Source organism: Flavobacterium ovatum (genome assembly GCF_040703125.1).
GTDB lineage: Bacteria > Bacteroidota > Bacteroidia > Flavobacteriales > Flavobacteriaceae > Flavobacterium > Flavobacterium ovatum.
The window spans coordinates 3,535,574-3,553,068 of the sequence record NZ_CP160035.1 but is presented as its reverse complement, the minus strand read 5'-3'; the positions used below and the strand labels follow the sequence as shown (position 1 = coordinate 3,553,068).

Genomic DNA, 17,495 nt, shown 5'->3' with positions numbered 1-17,495 from the left:
TAAGTTTTTTTACCAAGTGTAACATTTGTAACTGTACAGGCTTTTTATCCGCTCTATTTTTGCCTTATAATTCAACAAAAAAATGATGAACAGCAAAAAATACACATTTATAACCGGAATAGTACTGAGTTCGTTTTTTGGATTTGCTCAGCAAGACACCTTGTCCATTTCAAAAAACGAACTGATAGCAAAGCTTTCTACAGCAAATCTACAAGTACAACTTGCCGAGAAAGCGCACCAATCTGCACAAGCCGATTACAAGCAATCGAGAGCTTTATATTTGCCAAATATTACCGCTAGTCACACCGGAATCTTAACTACAAATCCTTTGATGGCTTTTGGTTCCAAACTGAATCAAGCGATATTGACGGCTAATGATTTCAATCCAACTTTGCTCAATAATCCGTCAAGTACACAAAATTTTGCTACCCAAATCGAAATCCAACAACCCATCATCAACATGGATGGATTTTACGAAAGAAAAGCAGCCAAATACAAAATGGATGCCATGGATTTGCAAACACAACGCACCAAAGAATACGTTTCGTTGGAAGTCAATAAATCCTATATGCAATTGCAATTGGCATACAAAGCAGTAACTGTTTTGACCAAAGCCAATACTACGGCCAAAGCCAATTTACAACTGATTCAAAATTATTTTAATCAAGGTTTGTTGCAGAAAACAGATGTTTTGAGTGTCGAAATTAGAGTTAACGAAATCGCCAATCAATTGCAATATGCCAAAAGCAATGTGCAAAACGCTTCCGATTATTTGGCTTATTTATTAAACGAAAACAACCAAGGCAAAATCTATAAACCTAGCGAAGAATTAGAAAACACCATTCAAGTAACTGCAACAAATGCAATGGTTCCTAGCAGTCGTAAAGATTTGATGGCGATGGATATGTCGGTTCAAGCTTATGATAATATGTGGAAATCGACAAAAATGAGTTTCTTACCACGTTTCAATGCTTTTGGAAGTTATCAAATGTACGATAAGAATATTTTTGGTACATCTGCCAAAGGATATTTAGTAGGTGCGCAATTATCATGGACGGTTTTTGACGGTTTCAAATCAATCGGAAAAGAAGAAAAAGCCAAAGCCGATGCTCAAAAATCAATTATCGAATCAACACAATACAAAGCGCAAAGTCAGTTAGAATTAAACAAAACCAACCGACAATTAAGTGATGCTTTCAACAAAGTGAATCTGTCAAAATTGGCATTGGAGCAATCAGAAGAAAGTTATAGAATTCGACAAAATCGTTTCCAACAAGGATTAGAAAAAACGACAGATATGTTACAATCAGAAACGCAAACTATTCAAAAAGAATTGGAGTATTTACAAGCTATTTTTGAGTACAACTTCACACAACACTACCTACAATTTTTAACAAACTAAAAATACTTTAAAGACAAGAACATGAAAAAAGCAATCGCAATACTTTCCATCACCTCATTATTTTTAGTTTCATGTGGTAAGGAAAAAAAAGAAGAAATAAAAAGTGAACCCGCTATTACTGTACAAACAGCAGCTGTCGTGGCTGATGGAAATAATGAGTTTATCACAGCCAGCGGAAAAGTAGAAGCCATGAACAGTGCCGATCTAAGCACTAGAATGATGGGGAATGTTACTAAATTGAATGTCAAAGTAGGGCAAAATGTGCAGGCTGGACAAGTAGTGGTTACTATTAACAGTGCCGATTTATCTGCCAAAAAAGCACAAGTGGATGCTTCTATTTTACAAGCAACAGCGGCTTATAAAAATGCCAAAAAAGATTACGACCGTTTTTCGGCTTTGTTCAAGCAACAAAGTGCTTCTCCAAAAGAGTTAGACGATATGACGGCACGTTACGAAATGGCAAAAGCAGGTCTTGAAGGAGCGAAACAAATGCGAAACGAAGTGATGGCACAGTTTAATTATGCCAATATCACAGCTCCTTTTTCAGGTGTTGTAACCAATACTTTTGTAAAAGAAGGAGACATGGCTAGCCCAGGAATGCCGTTGGTAAGTATTGAAGGAGTTTCAAAATTACAAGTGGTAGTCATGGTTTCCGAAAGTGACATTACTGCTATTAAAAATAATATGCAGGTGACTGTAAACATCAAGTCTTTGAACAAAGAAGTTTCGGGAAAAGTATCTGCAGTGAGTTTATCTTCCAAAAATACAGGGGCTCAATATTTGGTAAAAATCAATTTAGACAAAATGGATAAATCTATTTTATCAGGAATGTTTGTCAATGTTCAATTCGAAACAACTTCTAGTAATAAAAGCTTAAATGCAAGCACCGACCGCGTTTTGGTTCCGTTGACTGCTTTGGTCCACAAAGGACAATTGACAGGAATTTATACCATTGCCAATAACACAGCAATTCTAAGATGGTTGCGAATAGGTAAAACATTTGGAGGTGATGTAGAAGTATTATCGGGATTAACCTCCAATGAGCAATACATTACAGATGCCGAAGGGAAATTATACAACGGAGCTAAGGTTAGTATTAAGTAAAAATAAATAGTTTTAAGTCGCAGTTTTCAGTCGCAAAAAATTGAAAACTGATGATAATAAAAACTTTTAAATAAAAAATTATGCAAGAAGGTATATCAGGTAAAATAGCCCACTTTTTTATCAACTCCAAGTTAACGATTTTATTAATGGTGGGATTGATGATTATAGGTGTTTACAGTTCATTTTTAATTCCGCGAGAAGAAGAACCACAAATCAACGTCCCAATGGCAGATGTCATGGTGGGTTATCCAGGGGCAAGTCCATCTGAGGTAGAAAGTAGAGTCATCAAACCTTTGGAGAAAATTCTAACGAATATCAAAGGAGTAGAGCATGTGCACAGTATGGCCATGAACGGTCAAGCCATGCTAATTGTTCAGTTTTATGTTGGTCAAGATGTGGAGCGTTCGTATGTTAAATTGTACGATGAATTGTCAAAACACGAAGGAATGTTTCCGCAAGGGGTGTACAAACCCATGGTCAAAACAAGGTCTATTGATGATGTTCCGATGTTAGGATTAACGCTTTGGAGCGAAACCAAAAGCGATTACGAAATTCGACAAATCGCCGAAGAAGTAACTTCGGAGGTTGAGAAAGTAAAAGACGTAGCGATTACCAAAGAAATTGGTGGTAGAAACCGTGTTGTAAAAGTAGTTTTGGACAAAGACAAAATGGCCGAAAGTGGTATCGACCCGTTGAGCATTATGCAAATGATTCAGGCGAATAATGGTAGCTCACAATCAGGAAGTTTTGTAAATAATGACAAAGAATATTTGTTAACCACAGGAGAATTTTTGAAAACTCCCGAAGATATCGAAGGTCTCGTAGTTGGCGTACATTCCAACATGCCAGTCTATTTAAAGCAAGTAGCTACCATTCAAGACGGGCCAGCAACGGCCAGCAGTTATGTTTCTTTTGGATACGGAAAAGCAAACGAAAATTACGCTAAAGACAAGTCGGAATATCCTGCAGTGACCATTTCGATTGGAAAAGTAAAAGGAGCCGATGCGATGAAAATTTCGCAAAAAATCCTTGATAAAATTGAGACTTTAAAGAAAACCATTATCACCAATGATATTCATGTCGAAGTGACTCGTAACTATGGAGAAACAGCTTCAGACAAAGTAGGAGAGTTATTGCTGCACCTTGGTATTGCGATTATAGCCGTTACTTTTTTAGTGATTTTAGCTATGGGATGGCGCGGTGGTTTGGTGGTATTCTTTTCGGTACCATTGACCTTTGCCTTGACTTTATTTGCCTATTATTTGTTAGGTTATACGTTAAATAGAATTACCCTTTTTGCCCTAGTATTCGTGGTTGGAATTGTAGTTGATGACAGTATTATCATTGCCGAAAACATGCACAGGCACTTCAAAATGAAGAAATTGTCCTTTATGGAATCGGCGATTTATGCGATCAACGAAGTTGGAAATCCAACCATTCTAGCCACCTTTACCGTTATTGCGGCAATTTTGCCAATGGCGTTTGTATCTGGAATGATGGGGCCTTATATGAGTCCAATGCCTATTGGGGCTTCAATTGCGATGTTATTGTCTTTGTTTGTTGCTTTGACCGTAACGCCTTATTTGGGCTATCATTTACTTCAAGAAAAAGAAGACCAAGAACACAAATCCGAGCAAGGTCTAGAGACCAATTGGATTTATAAAATATACAATAAACTAGAACGTCCTTTGTTGGATAGCAGCAAAAAAAGAAACGTTCTTATTGCCGTAACGAGTGTATTGTTGTTGATTTCGGTATTAGCATTTTTCACCAAATCGGTTTTGGTCAAAATGTTGCCTTTCGATAATAAAAACGAATTTCAAGTCGTAGTCGATATGCCCGAAGGAACAACCTTGGAGCGTACCGCAGCCGTAACCAAAGAAATTGCTCAGTATCTTACTACGGTTCCAGAAGTGGTAAACTATCAAAATTATGTGGGTACGTCGGCGCCAATTACTTTCAACGGATTGGTGCGTCATTATGATTTGCGTGGTGGTAGCAATATGGCCGATATTCAGGTGAACTTGTTGCACAAGGAAGAACGTGATTTACAAAGTCATGATATTGCCAAAATCGTTCGTCCTGAGATTCAGAAAATTGCTAAAAAATATGGTGCCAATGTGAAGATTATCGAAGTACCACCTGGACCTCCAGTATTGTCTACTTTGGTTGCCGAGATTTACGGGCCAGATTACAAACAACAAATCGAAGTTGCCAATCAAGTCAAAAAAATCCTGAATGATACTGACGGAATCGTAGATGTCGATTGGATGACCGAAGACAACCAAATCGAGTACCAATTGGTAGTGGATAAAGAAAAAGCCATGCTCAACGGAATTGCACCACAGCAAGTCGTAGGGAATTTGACGTATTTGTTGAAAGAATATCCAATTTCAAACCTATACGACGAAACGTCTAGTGATGGTGTTGGAATCGTACTTTCGTTAGATGACAAAGACAAAACATCTTTGCAAGACATTCAGAACCTAAAAATCAAGGGGAGTCAAGGCAATGTCGTTGCCGTAAGCGATTTGGTAAAAGTGCAGAAAAATACGTTGCAAAAAACGATTTATAGAAAAGACCAAAAACGAGTGGTTTATGTCACTGCCGACATGGCGGGAGCTTTGGAAAGTCCGGTGTATGCGATTTTGGGAATGGAAGAGAAATTGCAAAAAATGAAGTTGCCACAAGGCTACAAAATCAACGAATTGTACATGGAACAACCCAGCGACGAAAGCGATTTTACCGTAAAATGGGATGGAGAATGGCAAATTACCTTGGAGGTTTTCCGTGATTTGGGAGTTGCATTTATGGTCGTAATCGTGATTATTTACATGCTAATTGTAGGTTGGTTCCAAAATTTCAAAACGCCAATGGTCATGATGATGGCAATTCCGTTATCGTTAATCGGAATCGTACTTGGACACTGGTTGCTAGGCGCATTTTTCACCGCAACTTCGTTCATCGGAATGATTGCCCTCGCCGGCGTCATGGTGCGAAACTCCGTCTTGCTAATTGACTTTATCGAAATCCGTTTGAACGAAGGAATTCCGATAAAAGAAGCCATTATCGAAGCAGGTGCTGTGCGAACAACCCCAATTTTATTGACCACAGGAGCCGTAGTTATCGGAGCATCTATCATTTTGTTTGACCCAATTTTTCAAGGATTGGCGATTTCGTTAGTCTTTGGAGCCATCGTTTCCACAGTCCTAACCTTGTTGGTAGTGCCTTTGATTTACTACGTTACCGAAAGAAAAAAATGGGAGCAAAATAGTTAGAAAATAAAAATATTTTGGGCGTGCCCCGCTGAAAAACGCGGGTCAGGCTATCCGTTACAATCTTTTTTGGGGCAGAAAAGGCCCCAAAAAAGGATTTTCACTACTATCCTTCACGCAAGATTGTGATGAGAAGGACATTAATTTAAAAGGAAAAAACATCAAATAGTTAGCTAAAGGAAAACTTTCCTTTGGCTAACTATTTTAAAAACAAAATAATATGAAAAATAGAATGGTTAGAGGAATTGCGGGTACATTTATAATAACAAGTTTGTTACTGGCTCATTTTGTAAACGAAAATTGGCTTTGGTTAGCTGCTTTCGTCGGAGTCAATTTATTGCAAAATGCGTTTACCAAATGGTGTTTACTCGAAGATATCTTGTCAAAATTTAACGTAAAGAATTAATAACCACCCTTCGAGGGTTTTAAACCCTCGAAGGGTTAATTACAAGAAAGGGCTTTAGCTGAAATGTATATTTGGCTAAAGCCTTTTTTATGTTGCATTTTTTAACATCCAGCTAAAGCTGGAAGCAATTGATTCTTGGTCTTTTAGCAGTTATTTAACTGTTGTTATAGTTTAAGCATCAATAGAATCGGGCTTTAGCCCGATTGCTTTTGTAGGAGTCAATTTATTACAAAATGCTTTTACAAAATGGTGTTTGCTCGAAGTTATATTGTCAAAATTTGGTGTTAAGAATTAATAACCAACCCTTCGAGGGTTTTAAACCCTCGAAGGGTTAATTACAAGAAAGGCTTTAGTACCAAAATGTTGGGGCTAAAGCCTTTTGTGTTATGCTATATTTTGAACATCCAGCTAAAGCTGGAAGCAATTGATTTTGGAAGCTGTCAGAGTTTCATTAATTTATGTTTTTTACAATTTAAATTAAAGTTCAGTAGAAGAGAAAGAAGCGGATTCATTTAAGCTTTCATATCAATAGAATCTGGCTTTAGCCCGATTGCTAAGGAACAGGTTTTATTAGGCTTTAGCCGAAATTTTAGTTTGTTAATGTTGTGCGACCAACAACCCTTCGAGGGTTTAAAACCCTCGAAGGGTTAAAAAATAAAGTGTATTGTTTAAAAGAAAATTTCTTTGGTAATAATATAAATTCCCATTACGAGTACAAACCAACCAAAGAGGGGTTTTAGTTTGTTACCATCAATTTTTTTGGAAAGTTGAACTCCGATTAGGAGACCAATAAAAGCGATTCCGGAGATTTCGAGTAGAAAAGTGTAATCTACAGGAGTGCCAATGTATAAATCACCTGCAAAACCGATAGCGGAGTTAATGAAAATAATCAATAATGAGGTTCCAACGGCTTGCTTCATTGGGAGATTGGCGAAAAACAATAAAGCTGGAATAATTAAAAATCCGCCACCAGCACCAAGAAAACCCGTTACGATTCCGACCAAAAAACCAATGATGCCGAGTTGTACGAAGTTGGTTTTGGGATTTTTGACGACTGTGTTTTTGTCTTTGATCATCGAAATTGACGCTCCAATCATCAAGATGGAGAACACGATCATAATCAATAAATTTTTGGAGACAGCGTAGGATGCAACGGTAAATAAGGTGGCTGCGATTTGCGGAAAAATGACTTCACGAATTATGAGTATCGAAATTACTGAGGGAACAGCAAAGTAAATGGCTGTTTTGATGTTAAGGTTACCCAATTTGTAGTGGTTGTAGCCTCCAAATAAAGAGGTTGCACCAACAATAAACAGAGAATAGCTAGTCGCCAATTCGGGGTCGACTTTGAATAAATAAACCAAAATAGGAATCGTCAAAATAGAGCCTCCGCCACCAATTAATCCTAATGAAAGTCCGATAATGATTGATGCAAAATATCCCAAATATTCCATTACTATTGTTTTTTACAAAATTGAGGCGGATTTTGTTGGAGAACGGTAACATTTATTACATTCAGTCATTTCATAAATGTTTATGTTAATAGTTCAATATGGTTGCGGTGTAGTTTGACTAAACCTCGTTGTTCCATTTTTTTGAGTAATCGCGAAATTACAACTCGGGAACTGTTGAGTTCTGTGCCTATTTCTTGATGGGACAATTTTAAATCTTTGCAGCCACAAGCTTCACTATGTCTTTTGAGGTAAAAATCTAGGCGTTCGTCCATGGCTCTAAAGGCGATGCTGTCCACAACTTCTAGGATTTCTTCGAAACGGTTGCGGTAGGTTTCGATCACAAATTCGTACCATGAACGGTATTGCATCATCCATTGGTCCATTAGCGAAAGCGGAATCATAATCAATTCGGCATCCTCGACTACTTTGGCCATGATTTGACTAGTCTTGTTTCTGGTGGCGCAAATCATTGATATGGCACAAGCTTGGCCGGGTTGAAGATAGTACATGAAAAATTCTTCACCATTTTCACCTTCTCGATATACTTTGACTTGTCCTTTGGTAACCAAAACTGTAGTTTTGATGTATTGTCCTGTTCTCATGATTACTTCGCCAGCTGGAACATTCTTTATGATCGCATTTTGTTCTATAGCGTGGATGAGGTCACTTGAAAAGGAAGGGAATAGATTTTGAACTGAAGTTGACATGTGAAAGAAATTTATTCAAATATAATATCTTTTATGGGATCCTGCCTAACTAATATTTTTTATAATCAAATAGTAATAGATTATCTTGATATTAGTCTATGTTATCTGTTTTTAAGATGAAAAGTAGGATAAGTAAGGTATAGATTAGTTGTGATTTTTTAATATGTAATAAGCTATGAAACAGCGCCTTGTGTTTACTAATACGTTTTCGTAATCACGAATATCATAAAAATAATGTTTTTTGTTTTAGAAAAACGTTGTATTTTTGATAAAAAACAACGAATTATGAATTTATCACAAGAAGATTGGGTTGCTCAGTTAGAATCAGACGAGAATGTTGTAATTCTAGATGTAAGAACTGAAGATGAGGTTAATGAAGGTATGATTCCAAATGCCATTAATATTGACATACATAAAGGACAAGATTTTATTACGGAAATAGAGGCATTGGACAAAAGCAAAAAATATTATGTGTATTGTCGTTCTGGTGCCAGAAGTGGAAAAGCTTGCGAAATAATGAATGAATTAGGATTTGAATATGCATACAATCTGCTAGGCGGAATGCTAGAGTGGGATGGGGAAATTGAATAAGCATTAGAGAAAGAGGGTAACTCCTCTTTTTTTAATTTTATATAAACACTACAAAAAACCAATACAAAAAAAAAATGAATGCAATTCCACTAGAATTCCAAATTAAAGAGGTCTTAAACCAAGACACTTATTTAGTCAATGGAGAATTAAAAAAATGGACAGGAGAAACCACACCAGTTTATTCGACTATTTCATCAACAGAAGATTATGCACCTACCTTATTAGGTTCTATTCCGTTTATGGGAGAGAAAGAAGCGCTTGAAGCTGTAGAAGCTGCATCGGCTGCTTTTGATCATGGACAAGGTTTATGGCCAACTATGAAAGTAGTAGACCGTATCAAGTGCATGCAGAATTTTGTGAAACAAATGAAAGAAACCCGTGCCGAAGTGGTTAAATTTCTTATGTGGGAAATTGGAAAATCACTAGGAGATTCTGAAAAAGAGTTTGACAGAACGGTAGAATACATTAATGATACGATTGATAGTTACAAAGAATTGAACAGCCGTAGCGCTCACTTTTCTAAAGTACAAGGTGTTAATGCTATGGTACGTAGAAGTCCGCTTGGAGTTGTATTGTGTCTTGGACCTTACAACTACCCATTGAACGAAACGTTCTCCTTATTGATTCCTGCTTTGATTATGGGTAATCCAGTAATTTTTAAACCTGCTAAGCATGGAGTGTTGCTAATCTCTCCTTTATTAGAAGCGTTTAGAAATAGTTTTCCAAAAGGTGCAATCAATATATTATATGGTAGAGGTAGAGAAGTAGCTGCTCCAGTGATGCAATCAGGTAAAGTTGATATTTTGGCTTTAATTGGAAATAGTAAATCGGCTATTGCTTTACAAGACCAGCACCCTAACAAAAACCGTTTGCGTTTAGTATTAGGATTAGAGGCTAAAAATCCAGCTATCATACTTCCAGAAGCAGATTTGGATTTAGCTATCAATGAATGTATTGCAGGGACATTGTCATTTAATGGACAACGTTGTACTGCCTTGAAAGTATTGTATGTTCACGAATCTATTGCTGAAGAGTTCAACAAACGCTTTTCTGAAAAAGTAGATAATTTAGTTTTTGGTAATCCATGGGAAAAAGGAGTTTCATTGACACCACTTCCAGAAAAAGAGAAACCAGCCTATATACAAGAATTGATTGATGACGCTACGGCTAAAGGAGCAAAAATCATCAATGCCAAAGGAGGACAACATTCAGACAACTATATCTTCCCTGCAGTTTTGTTTCCTATCAACAAAGAAATGAGAGTGTATAAGGAAGAGCAATTTGGTCCAGTGGTGCCAATTTTGACTTTCAAAGACATTCAAGAGCCTTTAAAAGACATGGCGGAATCAAATTATGGACAACAAGTAAGTTTGTTTGGTAAAAATGTAAAAACTATTGCGCCACTTATTGACTCGTTAGTAAACTTAGTAAGTAGAGTAAATTTGAATAGTTCTTGTCAAAGAGGCCCAGATGTTTTCCCGTTTACAGGTCGTAAAGATTCTGCTGTAGGAACATTAAGTATTCATGATGCTTTGCGTTCGTTCTCGATTAGAACTTTCGTTGCTTCAAAAGACAATGATTACAACAATGCTATTTTACAAGAATTATTGAACAGTAAAGAATCTAATTTTATAAATACAGATTATATTTTGTAAGACATTTTTTTAATTTTGATGAAGCCTCCCTGATTAGATTCAGGGAGGCTTTTTTTTGTGGGCTATGCATACCATATAACTAAAGGGTGTAAACCCTGAACGAGCCTGCCAATAGGAATCGTTAGTTAATAGTAGGGGTTGAATACTTAAAGCGGAGGAGTTTTTTCTTTAGAATACTAAAAGCCAATGGAAAAGAACAATTGAAGAATAAGATGAGTCCTATAAGACAGGAAGAATATTTATTGTAGACCTTTTCGCTACGGAGATCTCGTATGGTATCAAAACAGCGGAAAGGTATAAGGTGACGTGAGAGGATTACAAAGTTAAATTATAAAAATTTACTCTGTTTCCTATTTTAATTGTAAAAATGAAAAGAGATACAATAGTTTATTGGTTCCTAAAATAGTTAAAACTATACACTTTAGTACATTTCTCTTTTAGGTTCTAAAAATGTACATTTAAAATATGGATTTTCAAAGAACAAATAGACCTACAGTATCATGATTTATAGTACACATAGTTTGGGCTACAAAGTCTAATTTTGTAGAATAGGTTTTTGGTGTTGGAGTTCTCGTAATATTACAGATGAAATGGTAAATCAATTTTTTGAACATGATAGAAAACCAAATGAATACAATAATGATAACTTCATAATTGAGGATTATTAATAGTGTAAACCTTCAGTCTTCTAACCAAATCTATGGACTTTAAACTCATAGTGGTTTAGTTCGAAAGTATTCAATATTGTCGTATTAATGATGGTTATTACAATTAAATCAACAAAATAGTTTATTTCTTTGATAGAATACATACTAGAAACATCTTGTGATCTGATTAATTTTATCAATTAATTTCAACTTAAATTATAGTACTATAATGAGTATCACTTGTAAAGCAGCAATCGCAAAAGGAGACGGAACATTTTCAATAGAAACCATAACAGTAGCAAACCCACAAGCAGACGAGGTTTTGGTACAAGTAAAAGCGGCTGGTCTATGCCACACAGATCACGATTCTCTAAACTGGGGAAAACCAATCGTAATGGGACACGAAGGTGCCGGAATCGTTACTGCTATTGGATCGAATGTCTCTTCTGTAAAAGTAGGTGATGCTGTGATTTTGAACTGGGCTACTCCTTGTGGAAAATGCTTTCAATGTGAACACGAAAACGAACATATTTGCGAAAACAATTCGCCCGTGGTGGCAGGTGGTAACGGATACACTCCCGGACACGCACACTTAGAAGGAACCAAATGGAATGGAGCTCCAATCATCCGTTCTTTTAATATTGGTACTTTATCGGAATATACGTTGGTGAAAGAATCTGCGGTAGTCAAAAACCCTATACAAGACATGAGTTATCCTGCCGCAAGTATTGTAAGCTGTGGAGTGATGACCGGATTTGGTTCGGCTGTAAATACTGCAAAAGTAGAAGCTGGTTCGTCGGCAGTGGTTTTGGGAACTGGTGGCGTTGGGCTGAATGTGATTCAGGGAATCAAAGTTTCTAAAGCTTCGAAAATTATTGCAATTGATATTAACCAACAGCGTCTGGACATGGCGGTTGCCTTTGGTGCAACACACACCATTCTAGCTGATAAAAATGATAAAGGTTTACTAAATGCAGCCAAAAAAGTAAAAGAAATGACTGATGGCCGTGGTGCTGATTATGCTTTTGAATGTACTGCAATTCCGGCCTTGGGAGCAGCACCTTTGGCTATGATTAGAAACGCAGGAACAGCAGTTCAAGTGAGCGGTATCGAAGAAGAAGTTTTGATTGATATGTCATTATTCGAATGGGACAAAAAATACATCAACCCTTTGTACGGAAAGTGCAATCCTCAAAAAGATTTTCCAAAAATCGTGGAGCACTATAGAAAAGGAGAAATCAAACTAGACGAAATGATTACCAATACGTATCCTTTAGAAAATTTACAACAAGCCTTAGACGATATGTTATCGGGAAAAAATGCCAAAGGAGTCATCGTTTTCAAATAATATTTTCCATTTATAAATCAAGAACATACTAAACATATGATACGTATTTTTTATTTTATTGCTTTTTTAATAGCATTCAATACTAGCGCACAACAAACCGATTTACTAAAGAATTGGAAATTTACCAACTACGATTTTGGAGCTGCATTTCAAGAAAATTTTAATGATACCGATTGGGAATCGGTAACCGTACCGCATGATTGGGCAGCCAAAGGGGAATTTGATTTTGCCAATGACGTCCAACTAACCATGGTGGTTCAAGACGGAGATAACAAACCCTTTTACCGTACAGGTCGTAGTGGCGCTTTGCCATACGTTGGCATCGGTTGGTATAGAACCCAATATTCTGTATCTGCTGCCGATTTAAAAGGAAAAGTACAAATTCTGTTTGATGGCGCCATGAGTAATTCCAAAGTGTATATCAACGGACAATATGTGGGCGAAAGACCTTTTGGGTATATTTCGTTTTATTTTGATATAACTAAATTTTTGAAAGAAGGAAAAAATACCATTGCGGTACGACTAGAAAATTTCAACAGTCAATCGCGTTGGTATCCTGGAGCTGGTTTGTACCGCAAAGTTTCGGTTATCAAAACAAATAAAACGCATGTAAAAACTTGGGGGACTTTTGTAACCACACCTTCTATTTCGAAAAAGAAAGCTGTTGCGAATTTAAATTTAGAGCTAGTAGGAAACGGAAAATACACGATAAAAAATGAAGTCCTTAATCCTTCTGGAAAAGTAGTTAGTTCGAAAACTTCTTCCGTACAAATCAACGACAACCAATTGGTAAACGAACAATTTGAGATTTCGAAACCTGAATTATGGAGTTTAGAAAATCCTAATTTGTATCAATTGAAAACGACGATTCTTGCCGGAAATGAAGTTGTAGATACTTATTCGACTACTTTCGGAATCAGAAAGGTTCGTTATGAAGTTGATGGTTTTTATTTGAATGACAAAAAAATACGTTTCAATGGCGTGAACATGCACCATGATTTGGGGCCAGTGGGTGCGGCTTTTCACAGAGAATTATTTGTTCGACAAATGAAAAAAATGAAAGCGATGGGTGTTAATGCGATTCGTTTTTCACACAATCCACCTGCTCCCGAAGCTTTGGATGTTTGTGATGAATTGGGACTATTAGCAATCGACGAAGCTTTTGACGAATGGCAAATTGGTAAAGTAACCAACGGCTATTCAATTCACTTTGATAAATGGTCCAAAACCGATTTGACCGATATGATTTTAAGAGATCGAAATCACCCCAGTATTATCATGTGGAGCATCGGTAACGAAATCATGGAGCAATATAAACATGATCCTAACAAAATTACGTCTTATTTAAACAAAATAGTGAAATCTCTAGATACAACACGTGCTACAACGGCAGGATTTAACTCGGCCAAAAACGCAATTGTTAGCGGAATGGCGACTACTGTAGATGTGGCTGCTTTTAATTATAAGGCCGGTATTTATGGTGGTATTCGCAAGCAATATCCAAATTTGAAATTTTTTGCTAGCGAAACGGGCGGTTCTGTTAGTGTTCGAAATAGTTATAAATTCCCCGTAGTATTTGACACTATTCATGGCAAGAGAGGCGATTCGTCTCATACCGTTGTGTATCCTGATGGGCATCCAGATAATTATGAAACGACCAATGTCCCTTGGGGATATCCTGCGTACAAAGAATTTGCTTCTCAAGAAAAAAATCCATCTGTTTATGGTGAGTTTGTTTGGACGGGATATGATTATTTAGGAGAACCTTCTCCATATCACAATGCCGAAGCACGCAGCTCGTACTTTGCACCGGTGGATTTTGTAGGATTAGAAAAAGATAAATTTTACCAATACCAAGCGCAATGGAATAAAGACGCAAAAGTGTTGCACTTTTTCCCCCATTGGACATGGCCTGACCTGATAGTAAAGTCTTTTCCTGTAGTTTGCTATACCAATTATGAGAAAGCAGAGTTGTTTGTGAACGGAAAAAGTTATGGTATTCGAACAAAAAAACCATTAAGCAAATTAGATTTCGAAACCAATAATTTAGCAAAAGAAGCTTCTGGTGGTGGTAACTGGGATTTATTCAAAGCTTATGCGATTGTTTGGGACGATGTGGTGTATGAACCTGGTGAAGCCAAAATTGTAGCTTATGACAAAAACAACAAAAAAGTAGCCGAAACAAAAAGAGTAACTGCTGGAGCACCGCATTCGATAAAAATAGAACCAGAAATTGCAACAATCCAAAATGGAGAAGTCGGAGTTTATGTGGTTTCTATGGTGGACAAAGACGGGAATTTATGTCCGCATTTTAATGATGATATGGACATAGAAGTTTCTGGTGCGGCAAGCTTTTTGGCGGCTGGAAATGGAGACCCAGTTAATATGCAAAATTTATCCAAACCAAAACGTAAATTCTTTAACGGTCAAGCGGTTATATTTGTACAGTCGAATTCGAAAGGAAAAATCACGCTTGCTACAAAAACAAAAAATATCCAAGCGACAAGTACAGAACTAGCCGTACAATAAACTATGGAATCAAAATTTAGAACTACCGAAATTTCAAACCCAGAGTTTGAAAGCAACAACCTCCGTTTTATCACCGTGAAAACGCCCAACTTGCAAGGACGTGGTGATATATGTGTTTTTGTTCCCCCGATGAAAGATTTGACAAATGTTCCTATCGTAACCTTACTACATGGCGTTTACGGAAGTGCCTGGATTTGGGCGCACAAAGCAGGAGTTCATTTGACCGCCTTAAAAATGATGCAAGAAGGCAAAATAAAACCCATAGTTTTAGCAATGCCATCAGACGGATTATGGGGCGATGGTTCTGCTTATTTGCCTCATAACAACAAGAATTTTGAATCTTGGATTGTGGAAGATGTTGTAAATGCGGTGATCGAAAATATTGATTGTACCAGTTCGACTTCTGATTTGTTTATCACAGGATTGTCAATGGGTGGTTTTGGAGCTTTGCATCTAGGGGCAAAATACGGAAACAAGTACAAAGCCATTTCGGGACATTCGTCTATCACCAACAAAAACCAAATGCCTTTGTTTGTGGAAGAAGACGAAAATCAATACAATCAAGTCCATAGTTCTGACGAAGATGTTTTGGAAACCATTCTTAAAAACAGAGCAGAACTTCCTTATTTGCGATTTGATTGTGGAAAAGACGATTTATTGATTGAGCACAATCGGCTTTTGCACCAGCAACTAGACGAAGCAGACATTAATCATACCTATGAAGAATTTGAAGGTGCTCACGAATGGCCGTATTGGCAAGAACACATACAAGATAGTTTATTGTTTTTTAGTCAATTTGTGACCAATTAACGTTACAATTTAAAATACTTTTTATTTAAACCAAATGGGACTCTTAACTTTAAGGGCTCATTTGGTTTTTGTTTTTAGTTCATCATTTGATATTATGTAAACAAAACGAATAATTGATACATAATTAACCATTTGTCCTATTCTTAGATCAGGGTAGATAATTGCCTTTTATATCAAATTCGTTACTATTGTAGTTGATGAAATGGTTATAGTTTGGTAATTAGAGTAACATCAAATTGTTTTCTATTACAAATGTACTTATGGATCTAATAATTCTTAATGCCAAATTGTTCTAGTCATATAATTGCGGGTTATTACTAAAATTCTATAATGAAAAAAAGACATTAAATAATAAGAAATGAATAAAATAAATAACTCACTTATGAGGTTTCAATCTTTAAGATTCCCACAATCGCTACTATTAGTACTAGTGCTTCTAACTAGTTTATGTGTTCAAGCAAAAATAAAAGTTCTTATAATTGATGGACAAAACAACCATGATGTTTGGCCAAAGTCTACAATTATGATGAAACAGTATTTGGAAGAAACAGGATTATTTGTTGTGGATATTCAACGTACACAATACCTATGGAAATCTGAAAGAGAAAAGTCATACTTGCCCATGGCAGGCACTTTCAATTCGGTTGCTCTTAAAGAACCAAAGGAAGATCCCTCTTTTGCACCCAGTTTTAAAAAATACGATGTAGTTATTTCAAATTTTGGGTGGAATGCAGCAAATTGGAGTGAAAGTACTCAAAAAGATTTTGAAAAATTTATTAAAAAAGGAGGTGGATTTGTAACCGTACACGCCGCTGATAATTGTTTCCCGAAATGGAAAGCTTATAATGAAATGATTGGACTTGGTGGATGGGGAGATCGAAATGAAAAAGATGGTCCCTATGTTTATTATGACAAAGAAAATAAGTTGGTCAGAGATACTACCGCAGGAAATTGTGGTGCGCATGGCAAACAACATGTTTTTCCTGTGACTCTTCGTGTACCTAATCATCCTATAACTCAAGGAATGCCCACCAGTTGGCTAACAGCCAAAGACGAATGTTATGCAAAACTGAGAGGTCCTGGAACCAATATGACTATTCTTGCAACGGGTAAAGACCAATCAGATAAAGCACCTACGGATCGTAATGAACCTATATTGATGGTGTTGAAATATGGTAAAGGACGTGTTTTTCATACCACTCTTGGACATGATGATTATTCATTTGAAGGTGTTGGATTTATAACTTCATTTTTAAGAGGAGTAGAGTGGGCAGCTACAGCTAAAGTTACGATTCCTATTCCTACCGATTTTCCATCTGCAGAAAATGCTACCAGTAGAAAATTTACCGCTATTACTAAATAACGAAACCCTTATTTAAGTGAAAACTTCCATAATTATTCTTTTTCTTTCCATTGTTCTATTTTAGATATAAACTTCTTTTGTTTTTATCTATCTAATTATGAGGTGTTTGTTGTGATTTTTTCACCTATTGACAACAAAATAACACATTATTTTATTTTTATTATTTAAGTCTAATTTTAGTCTATAAAAGTAATAGTTCTGTAG

Annotated in this window: 12 protein-coding genes; 10 read left to right on the top strand and 2 right to left on the bottom strand. The window is 36.5% G+C overall.

All coding sequences use genetic code 11. The features are described from left to right. Positions 1-85: 85 nt before the first annotated feature. The 4 genes from ABZP37_RS14795 to ABZP37_RS14780 all read left to right on the top strand — a co-directional run bounded on the left by ABZP37_RS14795 (position 86) and on the right by ABZP37_RS14780 (position 6,187). Positions 86-1,402 carry a TolC family protein gene (locus ABZP37_RS14795; protein WP_366187547.1) on the top strand — a complete coding sequence of 439 codons (1,317 nt, stop codon included), beginning with the start codon at positions 86-88 and terminating at the stop codon, positions 1,400-1,402. Positions 1,403-1,423: 21 nt separating this feature from the next. Further along, on the top strand, positions 1,424-2,506 hold the full coding sequence (locus ABZP37_RS14790; protein WP_366183868.1) for an efflux RND transporter periplasmic adaptor subunit: 1,083 nt from the start codon (positions 1,424-1,426) through the stop codon (positions 2,504-2,506). Positions 2,507-2,586: 80 nt separating this feature from the next. Continuing rightward, on the top strand, positions 2,587-5,784 hold the full coding sequence (locus tag ABZP37_RS14785; protein WP_366183867.1) for an efflux RND transporter permease subunit: 3,198 nt from the start codon (positions 2,587-2,589) through the stop codon (positions 5,782-5,784). Positions 5,785-6,001: 217 nt separating this feature from the next. Next, positions 6,002-6,187 (top strand): DUF2892 domain-containing protein, encoded by a 186-nt coding sequence (locus ABZP37_RS14780; protein WP_366183866.1) that lies wholly within the window; start codon positions 6,002-6,004, stop codon positions 6,185-6,187. Between the two features lie 668 nt (positions 6,188-6,855). Here ABZP37_RS14780 and ABZP37_RS14775 read toward each other — a convergent pair. Together ABZP37_RS14775 and ABZP37_RS14770 are read right to left on the bottom strand one after the other, a co-directional pair. Beyond that, positions 6,856-7,641: a sulfite exporter TauE/SafE family protein gene (locus ABZP37_RS14775; RefSeq protein ID WP_366183865.1), complete on the bottom strand. Its 786-nt coding sequence runs from the start codon at positions 7,639-7,641 to the stop codon at positions 6,856-6,858. 80 nt (positions 7,642-7,721) lie between these two features. Continuing rightward, positions 7,722-8,348 carry a Crp/Fnr family transcriptional regulator gene (locus tag ABZP37_RS14770; RefSeq protein ID WP_366183864.1) on the bottom strand — a complete coding sequence of 209 codons (627 nt, stop codon included), beginning with the start codon at positions 8,346-8,348 and terminating at the stop codon, positions 7,722-7,724. 285 nt (positions 8,349-8,633) lie between these two features. Here ABZP37_RS14770 and ABZP37_RS14765 point away from each other — a divergent pair, with 285 nt between their 5' ends. From ABZP37_RS14765 to ABZP37_RS14740, 6 genes are all read left to right on the top strand, one after another. Next, entirely contained in the window at positions 8,634-8,939 is a 306-nt protein-coding gene (locus tag ABZP37_RS14765; protein WP_366183863.1) for a rhodanese-like domain-containing protein, read from the top strand. A 74-nt stretch (positions 8,940-9,013) separates the two neighbouring features. Beyond that, entirely contained in the window at positions 9,014-10,594 is a 1,581-nt protein-coding gene (locus ABZP37_RS14760; RefSeq protein WP_366183862.1) for an NADP-dependent glyceraldehyde-3-phosphate dehydrogenase, read from the top strand. Between the two features lie 876 nt (positions 10,595-11,470). Next, a complete protein-coding gene (locus ABZP37_RS14755) occupies positions 11,471-12,589 on the top strand; it encodes a Zn-dependent alcohol dehydrogenase (RefSeq protein ID WP_366183861.1) in 1,119 nt (372 codons plus the stop codon). A 36-nt stretch (positions 12,590-12,625) separates the two neighbouring features. Further along, on the top strand, positions 12,626-15,118 hold the full coding sequence (locus tag ABZP37_RS14750; protein ID WP_366183860.1) for a glycoside hydrolase family 2 TIM barrel-domain containing protein: 2,493 nt from the start codon (positions 12,626-12,628) through the stop codon (positions 15,116-15,118). A gap of 3 nt (positions 15,119-15,121) precedes the next feature. Further along, positions 15,122-15,928: an alpha/beta hydrolase-fold protein gene (locus ABZP37_RS14745; protein WP_366183859.1), complete on the top strand. Its 807-nt coding sequence runs from the start codon at positions 15,122-15,124 to the stop codon at positions 15,926-15,928. Positions 15,929-16,286: 358 nt separating this feature from the next. Further along, positions 16,287-17,291 (top strand): ThuA domain-containing protein, encoded by a 1,005-nt coding sequence (locus ABZP37_RS14740; RefSeq protein ID WP_366183858.1) that lies wholly within the window; start codon positions 16,287-16,289, stop codon positions 17,289-17,291. Positions 17,292-17,495: the final 204 nt, after the last annotated feature.

Coding starts and splice junctions, on each gene's coding strand:
- ABZP37_RS14775 (WP_366183865.1), bottom strand. CDS start 7,641: ATGGAATATTTGGGATATTTTGCATCAATCATTATCGGACTTTCATTA.
- ABZP37_RS14760 (WP_366183862.1), top strand. CDS start 9,014: ATGAATGCAATTCCACTAGAATTCCAAATTAAAGAGGTCTTAAACCAA.
- ABZP37_RS14780 (WP_366183866.1), top strand. CDS start 6,002: ATGAAAAATAGAATGGTTAGAGGAATTGCGGGTACATTTATAATAACA.
- ABZP37_RS14740 (WP_366183858.1), top strand. CDS start 16,287: ATGAATAAAATAAATAACTCACTTATGAGGTTTCAATCTTTAAGATTC.
- ABZP37_RS14745 (WP_366183859.1), top strand. CDS start 15,122: ATGGAATCAAAATTTAGAACTACCGAAATTTCAAACCCAGAGTTTGAA.
- ABZP37_RS14755 (WP_366183861.1), top strand. CDS start 11,471: ATGAGTATCACTTGTAAAGCAGCAATCGCAAAAGGAGACGGAACATTT.
- ABZP37_RS14785 (WP_366183867.1), top strand. CDS start 2,587: ATGCAAGAAGGTATATCAGGTAAAATAGCCCACTTTTTTATCAACTCC.
- ABZP37_RS14795 (WP_366187547.1), top strand. CDS start 86: ATGAACAGCAAAAAATACACATTTATAACCGGAATAGTACTGAGTTCG.
- ABZP37_RS14750 (WP_366183860.1), top strand. CDS start 12,626: ATGATACGTATTTTTTATTTTATTGCTTTTTTAATAGCATTCAATACT.
- ABZP37_RS14765 (WP_366183863.1), top strand. CDS start 8,634: ATGAATTTATCACAAGAAGATTGGGTTGCTCAGTTAGAATCAGACGAG.
- ABZP37_RS14790 (WP_366183868.1), top strand. CDS start 1,424: ATGAAAAAAGCAATCGCAATACTTTCCATCACCTCATTATTTTTAGTT.
- ABZP37_RS14770 (WP_366183864.1), bottom strand. CDS start 8,348: ATGTCAACTTCAGTTCAAAATCTATTCCCTTCCTTTTCAAGTGACCTC.